This window comes from Pseudomonas sp. MIS38 (assembly GCF_019891575.1).
Lineage (GTDB): Bacteria > Pseudomonadota > Gammaproteobacteria > Pseudomonadales > Pseudomonadaceae > Aquipseudomonas > Aquipseudomonas putida_A.
This window is the reverse complement of sequence record NZ_JAFLXF010000013.1, coordinates 17,389-30,555: the sequence shown is the minus strand read 5'-3', so window position 1 is coordinate 30,555 and position 13,167 is coordinate 17,389. Positions and strand designations below refer to the sequence as shown.

The window sequence follows — 13,167 nt, the reverse complement described above, 5'->3', positions numbered from 1 at the left end:
CCTGTGGCCGGTCTTCTGATTCCAGACGCAGATCAAGTAAGCAAGTTGTCATGCCAGACGTAAGTTTGTGGCAGGTGTGACAGCGCAAAGTGCCAGACGGCTGGATGCCACACTCGGCCATCTCTCTAAGTTGTGCAGCATAAAGGAATGAGTATGCGGAACTTTGATGCGCAGGTTTCTTATCGGGTCATGCTTTCTCAGGATGAGATTAATCATCGTGGGGCCGGTTGGGAAAAAGAGGCCTTGAATGAACTGCAAGAGCGACTTGGGGCAGGGTCCGACTTTCCCTGCATCTTTTCCAAGAATGCATTCAAGAAGTCTTCGATCAAGTTTGTATTTGTCGACACTTTGGATGCTCAAGGGCTGGCGAAACTGGCTGAAGGGTTAAAAGAGTATGTAACGCTTTCCAGAACATGGAGTGGTTCAATCGAGGACGCTTATCCGCTCATCGTGTTCTTTTCAACCGATGCGATATCGGCGAGTACCGCGCAGGAGTATCAGGCCGCCGGGTGGGGCGTGCTGCAGAGCCTGCACTGGCTGGATGAAAGCCCGTGGCCGGACAGCGTCGATGTCGACCCGGAGTCACCGTTCTGGTCGATGTGCTTCGCGGGAATGCAACTGTTTGTGAATATGAGTTCTCCCGCACACAAACTTCGCAAGAGCAGAAACCTCGGGTCGAGATTTGCGCTGGTGATTAATCCGCGTGAACGCTTCGATGTATTTGCCGGCGATACCGTGGGCGGACGTAATGTTCGCGCCAATATTCGCAAACGCATCCTTAAATATGATTCGGTGCCCCACGCCTTGCAATTGGGCGGCTTCGGCTCTGACGCCAAAGAGTGGTGGCAATACGGTTTGATTGAAGAAAATGCAGAGCGCACGGATGTTTGCCCGTTCAAACATTCCAGCCATGAAAATAAAGAGGAAGCCTGATGTTCAAGTTGATTGTATCCAACGGCAGAGTGGCAGACCGCACGGCATTTACCCGTATCGGCGCGTTGAAGGCCGCGTCGGCACTTGAAGCAAAGTACGGTGTAGCGCCGCTGTATATCGGTGACGGCAGCTGCGAGCCGGCGGCCGATGACTGGACAGTCAGTCTGCCGGCAGGACGTGAGCAGATCGATTCGCTGCATCGCGCCGTGGCCTGTGCGGTAGAGGAGCAGCAACTCACAGTGATCATCAACGGCACCTGCCCGGCCAGCCTGGGCAGCGTACCTGCGGTTGCCAGACATTACCCGGACCTTTGTCTGGTGTGGGTCGATGCCCATGGTGACTTCAATATTCCGACGACCACTGACACGGGCTACCTGGGCGGGATGGTGGTGTCGGCATTATGTGGCCTCTGGGACAGCGGCTGTGGCGCCGGCGTGCGTGCGGAGAACGTCATTCTGGTCGGCGCGCGTGACATCGACGGGCAAGAGCAGCGTCTGCTGAGCGCCAATAATGTGCGCACGCTTTCCCCGCAGCAGGCAACCGCCGAAGCGGTGCGCAGCGCGATCGGCCAATCGAAGGTCTGGGTGCACATCGATTGGGACTCTCTTGAGCCTGGCTACGTGCCCGCCGACTACGCAGTGCCTGACGGTCTGCTGCCGCAACAGCTCGCGGCGATCCTGGGAGCAATTCCGCTGGAGCAGATCGTCGGCCTGGAAATCGCCGAGTTCAACGCCTCCTGCGATGCGGCGACGGCACAGCGTGCGACCCAGTGCATCATCGATATCGTTGACCCGCTCCTGTCCAAAGCGTGTCTTGAGGCGAGTGTGTGCCATGCATAAGCCGCCTGCTGCTGCCCGGCTGCGTTTCAGCAAGATGCACGGTGCGGGCAATGACATGATCATTCTCGATCTGCGTGATGCGCAGGATCCGTCGCGCGAATTGTGCAAGTACCTGGCTAACCGCCATAAAGGTATCGGCGCCGATATGGTTCTGGGCGTCAAGGCGGCGCGCAATCCATCGTCCGTGGCCTCGTTCGATATATGGACGGCGCAGGGCGAGTCCTCCCGGCAATGCGGCAACGGCGCGCGGTGTGTCGCCGCATGGCTGGTTCGGGCAGGCCTGACGGAGGCGTCCGAGTTCACCCTCGACAGTCCCTCCGGTACCCACCGGGTCCGGGTCATGGAGGACGGCAACTATCAGATCAGCATGGGCGCACCGAATTTCTCGCCCGCCGCCATCCCGGTGTTCGGCTTCGACCAGGCGCAGTCGGCTTATCAACTCGAACTCGCCGGGCAACACCTGGCGTGTTCGGCGGTATCGATGGGCAACCCGCATGCGGTGATCGAAGCCGAACGTGATCAGTATGAGATTCCAGCTGTCGGCAGCGCCCTGCAAAACTCCGGGTATTTCTCCCCTGATGTCAACGTCGGGTTTGTACAGCTGCAATCGCGCAACAGGATAAAACTCAAGGTCTACGAATTCGGCGCAGGCGAGACGCTGGCCTGCGGCAGCGGTGCCTGCGCGGCGGTCGCGGTGCTGGCGCGGGCCGGGCGGGTCGACCGCTCGGTCGATGTCGAACTGCCCGGCGGAGCCCTTGAAGTGACATGGGAGAGTGACTTGTCCGCGATGTACCTCTCCGGCCCTGCTGAATTCGTATTTGATGGAGAACTCGCTCATGCCGTTGTATGAAAGCATTCTGGACACGATCGGCCGTACGCCAATCGTCAAGCTGCAAAGGCTCGCCCCGGAACACGTCAGCATTTATGTGAAGGTCGAGTCGTTCAACCCCGGCGGCTCGGTCAAGGACCGGCTGGCGCTGGCGGTGGTACTCGACGCCGAAGCCAGAGGCCTGTTGAAGCCTGGCGATACGATCGCCGAATGCACCTCCGGCAACGTCGGCATTGCGTTGGCGATGGTTGCCGCGGCGCGCGGCTATAACTTTGTGGCGATCATGTCCGACAGTTACTCGATCGAACGGCGCAAGCTGATTCGTGCCTATGGCGGCAAGGTTCTGCTGTTTCCTGCTCACCTGGGCAGCAGCGGCGGCAACCAGATTGCCGATGAACTGGCGCAGAAGTTTGGCTGGTTCAGATCGCGACAATTCGATAACCCGGCCAACCCTTCCTATCACCGCGAAACCACCGCCACCGAAATCCTCGGTGATTTTGCCGGTAAACGCCTGGACTACTTTGTCACCGGTTTCGGCACCAGCGGCACACTGACCGGCGTTGGCCAGATGCTGCGAGTCGCGCGACCTGCGGTGCAGATCGTTGCCGCAGAACCGGAAAATGCTGCGTTGCTGTCGGGCGGCACCTGGGGCGTGCACCAGATTCAGGGACTCGCGCCCAACTTCACGCCGACCATCATGGACAAGACCGTCATCGACAAAGTCCTGACCGTGAACGAGTACGAAGCACGTGACACTTCGCAGCGCCTGGCCAGGGAAGAGGGGATCTTCGTCGGCATTTCTTCGGGCGCTTCGGTCGCCGCAGCGTTGAAGGTTGCCGAGACCGCGGCGGCCGGTTCGGTGCTGCTGGCCATGTTGCCGGATACCGGTGAACGTTATCTCTCGACGTTCCTGATGGACGGCATCGCCGAAGGTTCCGACGATGACTGGTTGCAGTCGCTCGAGCCGTAACAGGCAACCGGTTACTTGGCGAAGCAGGCGCTCTAAGGGATTAGCATCATGGTGGAAACTCTTCCGGCAGCAGATTACATCGAGTTCGCGCGCCCGTTTCCAATGCATCGTGGAGGTGTACTGGAAGATTTCAGGCTGACGTATGAGACGTTCGGGCAACTGAATGATCGTCGCGACAACATCGTCCTGGTGCTGCCCGGCATGTCCGCCAACAGCCACGTCTGCAGTGTCGCCCGCGATCCTGAGGCGGGCTGGTGGGAGGACTTTGCCGGTTCAGGCAAGCCGATCGATACAGACCGCTGGTATGTGATCTGTTTCAACTATCTGGGGGGTTGCAAGGGCTCGACGGGGCCGCTGTCCACCGAGCGGGCGAGTGGCAGGCCTTACCAGTCGCGCTTTCCCGAGCTGAGCATCGAAGACATCGTCGACACGATCGTCATGGCCGTGAAAGCGCTGGGCATGGCGCAAGTGACCTGCCTGATCGGCGCTTCGATGGGTGGCATGTGTGCGCTGGCCCTGTTGACCCGGCATCCGGGGTTTGTCCGGCATCACATCAACCTGTGCGGCGCGGCGAGTTCGCTTCCCGTGTCCACGGCCTTGCGTTCATTGCAGCGGGAAGCCATCCGCAGTGATCCGCTATGGGCCGGTGGCGAGTATTCGCCGGATGCGCGCCCGATCCACGGCATGACGCTGGCCCGCAAGATCGGCCTGTTGAGTTATCGCTCCGGCGCGCAATTGAATCGCCGTTTCAGCCGCAGCGATCAGGCGGCGGGGAAATCCGCCGGCATGACCCACGACTTTGAAGTCGAGGACTATCTGCAGGCCAATGCCTGGCGATTCGCACGGGATTTCGACCCTAACAGTTATCTGCAGTTAAGCCGCGCGATTGATCTTTATGCCTGTCTGACGCCGCCGCAGGGCGGTTTTCAGACTGCCGGGCTGGAGCAGGTTCTGGTGGTCGGCGTCGAGAGCGACACGCTGTTTCCTGTTGCGCAACAGCAGCACATCGCTCAAGGGCTCGAGCAGGATGGTGCCGAGGTGACCTTTGTCCGGCTCGATTGCCCGGACGGCCACGACGCCTTTCTGACCGATCTGCGGGCGTTCGGGCCACTGCTGGAACATTTCATGAATCGTATTGGTTCCGTCCTCCCTGCGGGCAGGGCGGAGCGTTGTCTGGAGTTGCACGATGAACGATTTTGACAAGGTTGCATTGGTGACCGGTGCCAACCGTGGCATCGGTTTTGAGGTGGCGCGACAACTGGCCGCCGAGGGCGTGACGGTGGTGCTCAGTGGCAGGAATTATCAGGCTGTCGCTCAGGCGGCCGACGAGTTGGTCGGCATGGGCCTGAAGGCGTTCCCGTGCCTGCTGGATGTCACGGATGAAGACAGCATCGCCTCGGCGGTCAAATTGCTGGAGGCGAAGTTTGGTCGACTGGATATCCTGATCAATAACGCCGCGATCCGTATCGAATCCTACGGGTTGAACCCTTCGCAACAACCACTTCAACAGTGGCGCCAGACGTTTGAAACCAACCTGTTCGGCATGGTCGCGGTGACCCAGCATTGTCTGCCGCTGATTCGCCAGTCTGCGGCCGGACGCATCGTCAACGTATCCAGTCTGCTGGCATCGCTCACCACCCATACCGACGTCGATTCCTACGCCTATTCACCGATGTTCAAATCCTTGCCGGGCTACAGCGCCAGTAAAAGCGGGGTGAATTCGTGGACGGTTCATCTGGCTTACGAGCTTCGCGACACGCCCGTCAAGGTCAATGCCGTGCACCCCGGTTACACCAAAACCGGCATGAATGACGGCGCCGGTGATCTCGATGTGCAGGAAGGCGCGCGGACCAGTGTCGCTCTGGCATTGATCGGTGCCGATGGCCCCACGGGCACTTACCGCCATCAGGACCGCGTGATTCCCTGGTGAGTCGTCGCTGTTTTTCTGCTTCCAACTGTTCAGTAGAAAGGATTCTTCATGATTAAGCTTGCACTCGTCACCGATAAGCCGAACCTGCACATTGACTACGACATGCCGCCATTGCTTGAAGCCTGCAAGCAACTGTCGATCAACGCCGATGTGTGCTTCTGGGACGATCCGTCAATCGATTGGGCGGCGTATACCGCCGTATTGATCCGTTCACCGTGGGACTGCATTGAAAGCCTCGACGAATTCTTTGCCTGGTGCGACAAGGTGCATGCACTGACCTGCCTGTTAAACGTGCCGTCCGTGGCCCGGTGGGGCTTGAACAAGTTGTACCTGAAGGACATTGCTGCGCGCGGCGTGCCGATTATTCCGAGTGTGTTCCTGGCGCCCGACGACGCTCCCGAGGGTTATCTGGCTGACTTCCTCGACGCGAACACCGACAGCCACGAATTTGTCGTCAAACCGACGATCGGCTCGTACTCGCGCGGGGTGAAAAGATTTGTCCGCGGCGGTTCCCAGGCCGCGCTGGCGCACATTCGCGCGCTGCAAAAGCGCGGTTCGCATGTGATCATTCAGCCGTACATCACCACCATCGACACTTACGGCGAGACGGACCTGACCTTCTTCGATAACACCTTCAGCCATTCCATCCGCAAGGGCGCCATGCTCATGGCGGACGGTACGGTGAATGTGCCGACCCCCGAATTTCGCCAGCCGCGCGAGGCGGATGCCGAGGAGCAGGCGGTGGCGCTATCGGCGCTGGTGGCTTCTGCCGAGGTGCTCGGGCTTGAGCTGCCGTTGCTCTACGGCCGGGTCGACGTGATCCGCGACTATGACGGTCGGCCGATGATCATGGAAATGGAGATCTGCGAGCCTTCGCTCAACCTGCCGTTTCGCGCCGACAGTGCGATGAACCTGATCAAAGGCGTGCTCAAGCGCATCGACCGGCACCTGGTCGATCTCTGACACCCTCCGCGAACACCAGTAAACAAGCCCGACAGCATTGCCGGGCTTTTTTTGTGCGCGCGATTATTCGACTATGGGCGTTTTCCGATGGCACAAGGAACAGGCGTCATGACCAAGACAGCCGAGCGGGTCAACATTGTCGATACTCAGGTGTTGTCCCACGACTGGTATCTGTTGCAGAAAATCACCTTCGACTATCTGCGCAACAACGGTGACTGGCAGCGGCAGACTCGCGAAGTCTACGACCGTGGCAATGGCGCGGCGATTCTGTTGTTCAACCGCGAAAAGCGCACGGTGGTGCTGACCCGCCAATTTCGCTTGCCGGTGTTCGTCAACGGCCACGACGGCTTGTTGATCGAAGTGGCGGCGGGGCTGCTGGAAGGTGCGGCGCCGGAACAGCGGATCCGCGACGAGGCCGAAGAGGAAACCGGTTACCGCGTGCATGAGGTGAAGAAGGTCTTCGAGGCCTACATGAGCCCCGGCTCGGTGACCGAGAAGCTGCACTTTTTTATCGCCGAATACGACGCGAAGTCGAAGGTCAGCGAGGGCGGCGGCCTGGAAGAGGAAACCGAAGAACTGGAAGTGCTGGAGTGGCGCTTCGATGAGGCACTGGCGGCGTTTCAGCGCGGCGAGATCTGCGACGCCAAGACCATCATGCTGCTGCAATACGCGGCGATGAATAACCTTTTCGACAGCTGATTCAACGCCAATCCATTGTGGCGAGGGAGCTTGCTCCCGCTGGGCTGCGCAGCGGCCCCAGGTTTTTGCCCGTGCTGCGCACTGGAGCGGGAGCAAGCGCCCTCGCTACACAATGGCATTTACGGGGTTAAAACAGGTCCCCTGTTCTACCGACATCAGACCAGTCCCCGCCCTCCAGCGTCAGCAACCGCTCCTTGGCCTCAAGCCCACCCGCAAACCCGGTCAACTTCCCCGACGCGCCGATCACCCGATGACACGGCGCCACAATCGAGATCGGGTTACGCCCGTTCGCCGCGCCCACCGCACGCACCGCCGTCGGGTTGCCGATCTGCTCGGCGATCTGGCTGTAAGTGCGCGTCTCGCCAAAGGGGATAGTCAGCAGCGCCGCCCAGACCTTTTTCTGAAAATCGGTGCCGACAAAATCCAGTTCCAGGTCGAAGCGATCACGCTTGCCGGCAAAATATTCCTCAAGCTGCTGCGCGGTTCGCTGCAGCAGCGGATTGTCCGGCGCTTCCGTCATCGGCCCGAGGCGCACTCGGCCCGGTTTGTCGTTTTTCCAGAGGATGGCCGCCAGTCGTGAGCCGTTCGCAACCAGCTTCAATTCGCCGACCGGTGAGGGCAGGGTGATGAACGTGTACGACATGGGCAGAACTCCGGATCGGTACGGCGAGAGCGCCCAGCATACTGCCTGAGCGGGGAGGCGCAAATCGTAATAGCGACCATACTGCTTGGTGCTTTTGCAGCGTTCCCCTCTGTTCTGCACAGAACCCGAAAACAAAAAAGAGATCGACTCATGAAGTACGAACCTTTGGTCAAAACGCTGATTGCGACGTCACTGGCACTGAGCTGCCTCATGGCCCACGCCGCTTCCGTAGCACCGGTTGCCGCCGAAAACGGCATGGTGGTCACCGCTCAACACCTGGCCTCGCATGTCGGTGTCGATGTGTTGAAAAACGGCGGTAATGCGGTGGATGCGGCGGTCGCTGTGGGCTATGCGCTGGCGGTGGTGTATCCCGCCGCAGGCAACCTCGGCGGTGGCGGTTTCATGACCATTCAACTGGCGGACGGGCGCAAGACGTTCCTCGACTTCCGCGAAAAAGCCCCGCTGGCGGCGACGGCCAACATGTACCTGGACAAGGACGGCAACGTCGTCCCGGATCTGAGCACTCGTGGTCACCTCGCCGTGGCGGTGCCGGGCACCGTGTCGGGCATGGAGCTGGCGCTGAGCAAGTACGGCACCAAACCGCGCAAGGACATGATCGCCCCGGCGATCAAACTGGCGGAAGACGGCTTCGAGCTGGAGCAGGGCGACGTCGATCTGTTGGACTACGCCACCGATGTGTTCAAAAAGGACATGCGTGATTCCGGCTCGATCTTCCTGCACAACGGCGAGCCGATGCAGGTCGGGCAGAAGCTGGTGCAGAAGGATCTGGCGAAGACCCTGCGCACCATTTCCGAAAAAGGCGCTGACGGTTTCTATAAAGGCTGGGTGGCCGACGCCATCGTTACGTCCAGTCAGGCCAACAAGGGCATCATCACCCAGGCCGACCTCGACAAATACAAGACCCGCGAACTGGCCCCGGTGGAGTGCGATTACCGTGGCTACCATGTGGTCTCGGCGCCACCGCCAAGCTCCGGCGGGGTGGTGATCTGCGAGATCATGAACATTCTTGAAGGCTATCCGATGAAGGATCTGGGCTTCCATTTGGCCCAAGGCATGCACTACCAGATCGAAGCGATGCGTCACGCTTACGTGGACCGCAACAGCTATCTGGGTGACCCGGATTTTGTGAAGAACCCGATCGAGCATCTGCTGGACAAGAACTACGCGACCAAGCTGCGCAACGCGATCCAGCCGCAGAAGGCCGGGATCTCCGCCGAGCTGAAACCCGGCGTCGCGCCGCATGAAGGCAACAACACCACGCACTATTCGATTGTCGACAAGTGGGGCAACGCGGTGTCGGTGACTTACACCCTCAACGACTGGTTCGGCGCCGGGGTGATGGCGAGCAAGACCGGTGTGATCCTCAACGACGAGATGGACGACTTCACCTCCAAGGTCGGTGTGCCGAACATGTACGGTCTGGTGCAGGGCGAGGCCAACGCCATCGCCCCGGGCAAAACCCCGCTGTCGTCGATGAGCCCGACCATCGTCACCAAGGACGGCAAAGTGGTGATGGTGGTTGGTACGCCGGGTGGCAGCCGCATCATCACCGCGACCTTGCTGACCATGCTCAACGTCATCGACTACGGCATGGGCCTGCAGGAAGCGGTCGACGCGCCACGCTTCCACCAGCAATGGATGCCGGAAGAAACCAACCTCGAAGACTTCGCCGCCAGCCCGGATACGAAGAAGATCCTCGAGAGCTGGGGCCACAAGTTCGCCGGGCCGCAGGATGCCAACCACATCGCCGCGATCTTGGTCGGCGCGCCGTCGCTGGGCGGTAAACCCGTGGGCAAGAACCGTTTCTACGGGGCCAACGATCCACGGCGCAATACCGGGTTGTCATTGGGTTACTAAGAGGCGTAAAAACGGGGTGGGCTCAGGTCCGCCCCTGTTTCAAGGATCGATCAAGGAAGACTCATCATGTCTACTGCATTGCTGATCATCGACGTCCAACAGGCTCTCTGCTCAGGCGAGTATCAGTGCTTCGACATCCACCGTGTGATCGACACCATTAACCAGCTCAGCACGCGTGCGCGTGAGGCGGGTGTGCCGGTAGTGCTGATTCAGCATGAGGAAAAGGACAGCCCGCTGGCCCATGGGGCCGAAGGCTGGCAACTCGCCGCCGGATTGCTGACGACCGCCGAAGACCTGCGCGTAGGTAAAACCACCCCGGATTCGTTCTATCAGACCGAGCTGGGCAAACTGCTGCCCAGCGAAGACTTCGAACGCCTGATCATTTGCGGCCTGCAGACCGACTACTGCGTCAACGCCACCGTGCGCAAGGCTCATCAGTTGGGTTACGACGTGGTGCTTGTGGCAGACGCCCATTCCACCCTCGACAACGGCACCATGAGCGCCGAAGACATCATCGCCGAACACAACAAGGATCTGGCGCACCTGACCGGCGCTACCGGTCGCATCGATGTTAAACCTGCAGCCGAGATCATTTTCTGAGGCCCGAAAATTCCTCTGTCGGTCTTACTGGCCTCATCGCTGGCAAGCCAGCTCCCACAGGGTTTGGCATGGATCACAAAGTCTTTGAACAACACAGATCATTGTGGGAGCTGGCTTGCCAGCGATGGCGATAGATCTGTCAATGAAGATGCAAGCTGTGCCAACCCAATCGCCAGCAGGCTGGCTCCTACAATGATTGATGGTGTTCACAGATTCCATGTACAGCAAAAAATCCCTGTTGGAGCGGGCGTCCTCGCGAAGACGGCAGCACTGACCACACTTCACTGGCATAATCCCGCGCCCCGAAGAATGGAATCTGTCGATGTTGTCTTTCAAACTCCGCCACGCTTTTCTGCTGGCGTCCCTGACGTTTATTCCAGCTGTACACGCCAGCAGTTTCGATTGCGCCAGCGCTACCAGTCCGACTGAAAAAACCATCTGCACTGATCCCTACATCTCAAGCCTTGATGAAAGGCTGGGTGTGCTGTGGTCGCAGACGTTGGCTAGCGTGGCTGATCCCAAAGCGCTGAAGACTGATCAGCGGCAATGGCTGAAGAGTCGAAACGGCTGCGCCCAACGGATAGCCTGTCTGCGTCGGGAGTATCTGATGCGAATTGCCGAACTTGATTACGCGTCCAGGCCTTTCAATTGGGACGCTACGTGGCAGCTGATTCCCACCGGCCCGGCGACAGCTTCAGAAATAACAACCAAACGGCGTGACACGGCGCATATCACGTTCGACATTTCGGCACAGGAGGGCGGCAACTCTGGCGATCTAAGCGGTGTCGCCTTGTTGAAGGGGAAACAGGCCGATTACGCCGAGGGACAATGTGCGCTGCGTTTTACTGCGATCAACGGGATACTCAATGTATCGCAGGACGGTGCGGATGCCGACTGCGGCGGGGGAATGGGTGTCTTTTACGCGGGTCGTTATGTGGCTTCCGATCAGCCTTTGAAGCTTGATTACGACTTGCTCAGCCTCGGGTTGGCCCGTTCGCTGGAGGAGGACCAGACATTGCGCTCGCTACTCAAGGCGGATTATCAATCGTTGGTAGAGTTTTCTGGCTCGATGATGACAGGCGATCCCAGTGTCGATGTGCCGGGTAGTCAGATCGTCGAGATGTGGATGCGAGGTCTGGGCGCTACCGCCATGTTCATGAGCACGCCTGATAGCCGGTTTTGGGTCATGGTGATGGCCTACGATGGTCAGGGAAAACCTCATGTCCGTTACTACAGCAACGCGCCGCAATGGAAGACGCGTTTACCCGACGTCATGCAGGCCTGGTATCAGCGCAGGTCGGGTGAAACAACGGTGCCGCTGGATTTCATGCCCTGACTATTCAAGTCGCAAACAAAACCCCACGAATCTCCCCAACCCGCGGGGCCACGACGCCCTCCAGCACCAACCGCGTAATGGTCTCGGCTGCCGTCGCGTAATCCTCATCCTGCGGCACTTCGCGCCCGGTGATGCAGCCCATTTGCCAGCCAATGTTGGTGTAGGTGCGGGTCGCCGACCAGATGAACAGCATCAGGTGTTCCGGGTCCACCGGGGCCAGCAGGCCGCGTTCGATCCAGCTGCGCAGGCACTCGACGTTGCGTCGGGCTTCGGCGTGCAACAGGTCGCGGCATTCGTCTGGCAACTGGCGCCCGCCGAGCAGCAGCTCGCCGCTGAATACCCTGGCAATCGCCGGGTGTTCGCGGGCGATGCGGATGCGTGCGGCGATGTAGGCGCGCAGGCCGATCAGCGGGTCATCGCTTTCGCGCAACGCTGCCGAGGCTTCCAGCAGCGGTTCGACAAACCCCAGGAGGACTTTCGAGTACAGGTTTTCCTTGGTCTGGAAGTAGTAATACAGGTTGGCCTTGGGCACGCCGGCGCGGGCGGCGATGTCGCGGGTCTGGGTCGCGTCAAAGCCGTTGGCGGCGAACTCTTCGCTGGCGGCGGCGAGGATCAGTTGCTCGTTGCGTACGCGGATGGCGCTCATGGGAACACGGTGTGAATAGAAGGCATGGGCAGATACGGGCAATTTCGGTTTCGCAATATACAAAACTATATAGCGTCGAAGCCAGCTAACTGTTCCACTTGCGACAGGGCTGAGCGGATATTTTTGTGTAAATTTCCTGATTCAGTCTTTCCTCAAGCGAGCGCTCTCTCTAGAATCCGCCACGCCTCCGCAATGGAGGCTCATTGCTATCATTTGGCTCGGTTCACATAGGGAAGACAACATGCAATTCGGGAAAATCCTTGCGCTGGGCCTGGTGCTTGCGCTCGGTGGCTGTGCCAGTTTCACCAAAGACGAAGTGGCGCCGGTCAAACTGCCATCGATGGCCAGCTACGCCAACAAACCCAATGTCTATGTGGACTTCGACTTCTATCAGGGCGAGCCGAAAAGCGCTTCGGCCGTAGAAGTGCCGCAGGCGCGTGATCAGCTCAAGCCTGAGCTGCAAAAGATTCTGACCGATTCGGGCCTGTTCGGCCGTGTCACCCTGGACGAGTTCCAGAAGCAACCGGGCGACTACAGCCTGCGTCTGAAAATGTACAACCATCCGCCGAATGCCGGTTCGATGGTGCTGGGCTTCATCAGTGGTTTCAGCCTGGGGGTGATCCCGGCATACGGCACCGATCAGTACACCATGAGCCTCGAAGCCGTGGACGGAACGGGTCAGGCCCTGACCACCGCGAGCAACCATGATGCGGTCGTTACCTGGATCGGCATCTGGTTCATTCCGCTGATGGGCAACACTCCGAAGGCGGCGGTCAACGACACCTTCGCCCGTCAGGTCAATGCGCTGCTCAAGCAGATGATCGACAACAACAACCTGAAATACTCGGCACTCGAGCCCCGCACTCCACGGGCCTGATGGCAAAAAAAAGAGCCGCAATCG

14 protein-coding genes are annotated in these 13,167 nt (G+C 59.5%); 12 read left to right on the top strand and 2 right to left on the bottom strand.

Features of this window, described 5'->3' with window-relative positions:
- Positions 1-153 precede the first annotated feature (153 nt).
- From J1G18_RS16075 to J1G18_RS16040, 8 genes are all read left to right on the top strand, one after another.
- The gene (locus J1G18_RS16075) at positions 154-933 is read left to right on the top strand and encodes a YqcI/YcgG family protein (RefSeq protein ID WP_223008061.1); all 780 of its coding nucleotides are present in this window, start codon (positions 154-156) and stop codon (positions 931-933) included.
- Positions 933-1,772 carry an arginase family protein gene (locus J1G18_RS16070; protein ID WP_223008060.1) on the top strand — a complete coding sequence of 280 codons (840 nt, stop codon included), beginning with the start codon at positions 933-935 and terminating at the stop codon, positions 1,770-1,772. The genes J1G18_RS16075 and J1G18_RS16070 overlap by 1 nt, the downstream gene beginning before the upstream one ends.
- Positions 1,765-2,622, top strand: coding sequence for a diaminopimelate epimerase (gene dapF / locus J1G18_RS16065; RefSeq protein WP_262415597.1), 858 nt, complete (start codon positions 1,765-1,767; stop codon positions 2,620-2,622). The genes J1G18_RS16070 and dapF overlap by 8 nt, the downstream gene beginning before the upstream one ends.
- Entirely contained in the window at positions 2,609-3,571 is a 963-nt protein-coding gene (gene cysK, locus J1G18_RS16060) for a cysteine synthase A (RefSeq protein WP_027614693.1), read from the top strand. Before dapF ends, cysK begins: the two co-directional genes overlap by 14 nt.
- A 48-nt stretch (positions 3,572-3,619) precedes the next feature.
- Positions 3,620-4,771 carry a homoserine O-acetyltransferase MetX gene (locus tag J1G18_RS16055; RefSeq protein ID WP_081730311.1) on the top strand — a complete coding sequence of 384 codons (1,152 nt, stop codon included), beginning with the start codon at positions 3,620-3,622 and terminating at the stop codon, positions 4,769-4,771.
- Positions 4,758-5,501, top strand: a complete 744-nt coding sequence (locus tag J1G18_RS16050) for an SDR family oxidoreductase (protein ID WP_027614694.1) — start codon at positions 4,758-4,760, stop codon at positions 5,499-5,501. The genes J1G18_RS16055 and J1G18_RS16050 overlap by 14 nt, the downstream gene beginning before the upstream one ends.
- Before the next feature lie 48 nt (positions 5,502-5,549).
- On the top strand, positions 5,550-6,464 hold the full coding sequence (locus tag J1G18_RS16045) for a RimK family alpha-L-glutamate ligase (protein ID WP_134786018.1): 915 nt from the start codon (positions 5,550-5,552) through the stop codon (positions 6,462-6,464).
- Positions 6,465-6,572: 108 nt separating this feature from the next.
- Positions 6,573-7,163, top strand: a complete 591-nt coding sequence (locus J1G18_RS16040; RefSeq protein WP_096795624.1) for an NUDIX domain-containing protein — start codon at positions 6,573-6,575, stop codon at positions 7,161-7,163.
- Between the two features lie 127 nt (positions 7,164-7,290).
- Here J1G18_RS16040 and J1G18_RS16035 read toward each other — a convergent pair whose 3' ends face one another.
- Positions 7,291-7,806 (bottom strand): methylated-DNA--[protein]-cysteine S-methyltransferase, encoded by a 516-nt coding sequence (locus J1G18_RS16035; protein ID WP_223008059.1) that lies wholly within the window; start codon positions 7,804-7,806, stop codon positions 7,291-7,293.
- 150 nt (positions 7,807-7,956) lie between these two features.
- Between J1G18_RS16035 and ggt the strand changes: the two genes are divergently transcribed.
- From ggt to J1G18_RS16020, 3 genes are all read left to right on the top strand, one after another.
- Complete coding sequence (gene ggt / locus J1G18_RS16030) at positions 7,957-9,684, top strand: gamma-glutamyltransferase (RefSeq protein ID WP_223008058.1); 1,728 nt, start codon at positions 7,957-7,959, stop codon at positions 9,682-9,684.
- 66 nt (positions 9,685-9,750) lie between these two features.
- The gene (locus J1G18_RS16025; RefSeq protein ID WP_223008057.1) at positions 9,751-10,284 is read left to right on the top strand and encodes a cysteine hydrolase family protein; all 534 of its coding nucleotides are present in this window, start codon (positions 9,751-9,753) and stop codon (positions 10,282-10,284) included.
- A gap of 322 nt (positions 10,285-10,606) precedes the next feature.
- Positions 10,607-11,620 (top strand): lysozyme inhibitor LprI family protein, encoded by a 1,014-nt coding sequence (locus J1G18_RS16020; RefSeq protein WP_223008056.1) that lies wholly within the window; start codon positions 10,607-10,609, stop codon positions 11,618-11,620.
- Between the two features lie 4 nt (positions 11,621-11,624).
- Here the strand turns inward: J1G18_RS16020 and J1G18_RS16015 are convergent, their stop codons facing one another.
- Complete coding sequence (locus tag J1G18_RS16015) at positions 11,625-12,266, bottom strand: TetR/AcrR family transcriptional regulator (RefSeq protein ID WP_223008055.1); 642 nt, start codon at positions 12,264-12,266, stop codon at positions 11,625-11,627.
- Between the two features lie 241 nt (positions 12,267-12,507).
- Between J1G18_RS16015 and J1G18_RS16010 the strand changes: the two genes are divergently transcribed.
- A complete protein-coding gene (locus J1G18_RS16010) occupies positions 12,508-13,143 on the top strand; it encodes a hypothetical protein (RefSeq protein WP_223008054.1) in 636 nt (211 codons plus the stop codon).
- Positions 13,144-13,167: the final 24 nt, after the last annotated feature.

Coding starts and splice junctions, on each gene's coding strand:
- J1G18_RS16040 (WP_096795624.1), top strand. CDS start 6,573: ATGACCAAGACAGCCGAGCGGGTCAACATTGTCGATACTCAGGTGTTG.
- J1G18_RS16025 (WP_223008057.1), top strand. CDS start 9,751: ATGTCTACTGCATTGCTGATCATCGACGTCCAACAGGCTCTCTGCTCA.
- J1G18_RS16075 (WP_223008061.1), top strand. CDS start 154: ATGCGGAACTTTGATGCGCAGGTTTCTTATCGGGTCATGCTTTCTCAG.
- J1G18_RS16010 (WP_223008054.1), top strand. CDS start 12,508: ATGCAATTCGGGAAAATCCTTGCGCTGGGCCTGGTGCTTGCGCTCGGT.
- J1G18_RS16035 (WP_223008059.1), bottom strand. CDS start 7,806: ATGTCGTACACGTTCATCACCCTGCCCTCACCGGTCGGCGAATTGAAG.
- J1G18_RS16055 (WP_081730311.1), top strand. CDS start 3,620: ATGGTGGAAACTCTTCCGGCAGCAGATTACATCGAGTTCGCGCGCCCG.
- cysK (WP_027614693.1), top strand. CDS start 2,609: ATGCCGTTGTATGAAAGCATTCTGGACACGATCGGCCGTACGCCAATC.
- J1G18_RS16070 (WP_223008060.1), top strand. CDS start 933: ATGTTCAAGTTGATTGTATCCAACGGCAGAGTGGCAGACCGCACGGCA.
- J1G18_RS16050 (WP_027614694.1), top strand. CDS start 4,758: ATGAACGATTTTGACAAGGTTGCATTGGTGACCGGTGCCAACCGTGGC.
- J1G18_RS16045 (WP_134786018.1), top strand. CDS start 5,550: ATGATTAAGCTTGCACTCGTCACCGATAAGCCGAACCTGCACATTGAC.
- dapF (WP_262415597.1), top strand. CDS start 1,765: ATGCATAAGCCGCCTGCTGCTGCCCGGCTGCGTTTCAGCAAGATGCAC.
- ggt (WP_223008058.1), top strand. CDS start 7,957: ATGAAGTACGAACCTTTGGTCAAAACGCTGATTGCGACGTCACTGGCA.
- J1G18_RS16020 (WP_223008056.1), top strand. CDS start 10,607: ATGTTGTCTTTCAAACTCCGCCACGCTTTTCTGCTGGCGTCCCTGACG.
- J1G18_RS16015 (WP_223008055.1), bottom strand. CDS start 12,266: ATGAGCGCCATCCGCGTACGCAACGAGCAACTGATCCTCGCCGCCGCC.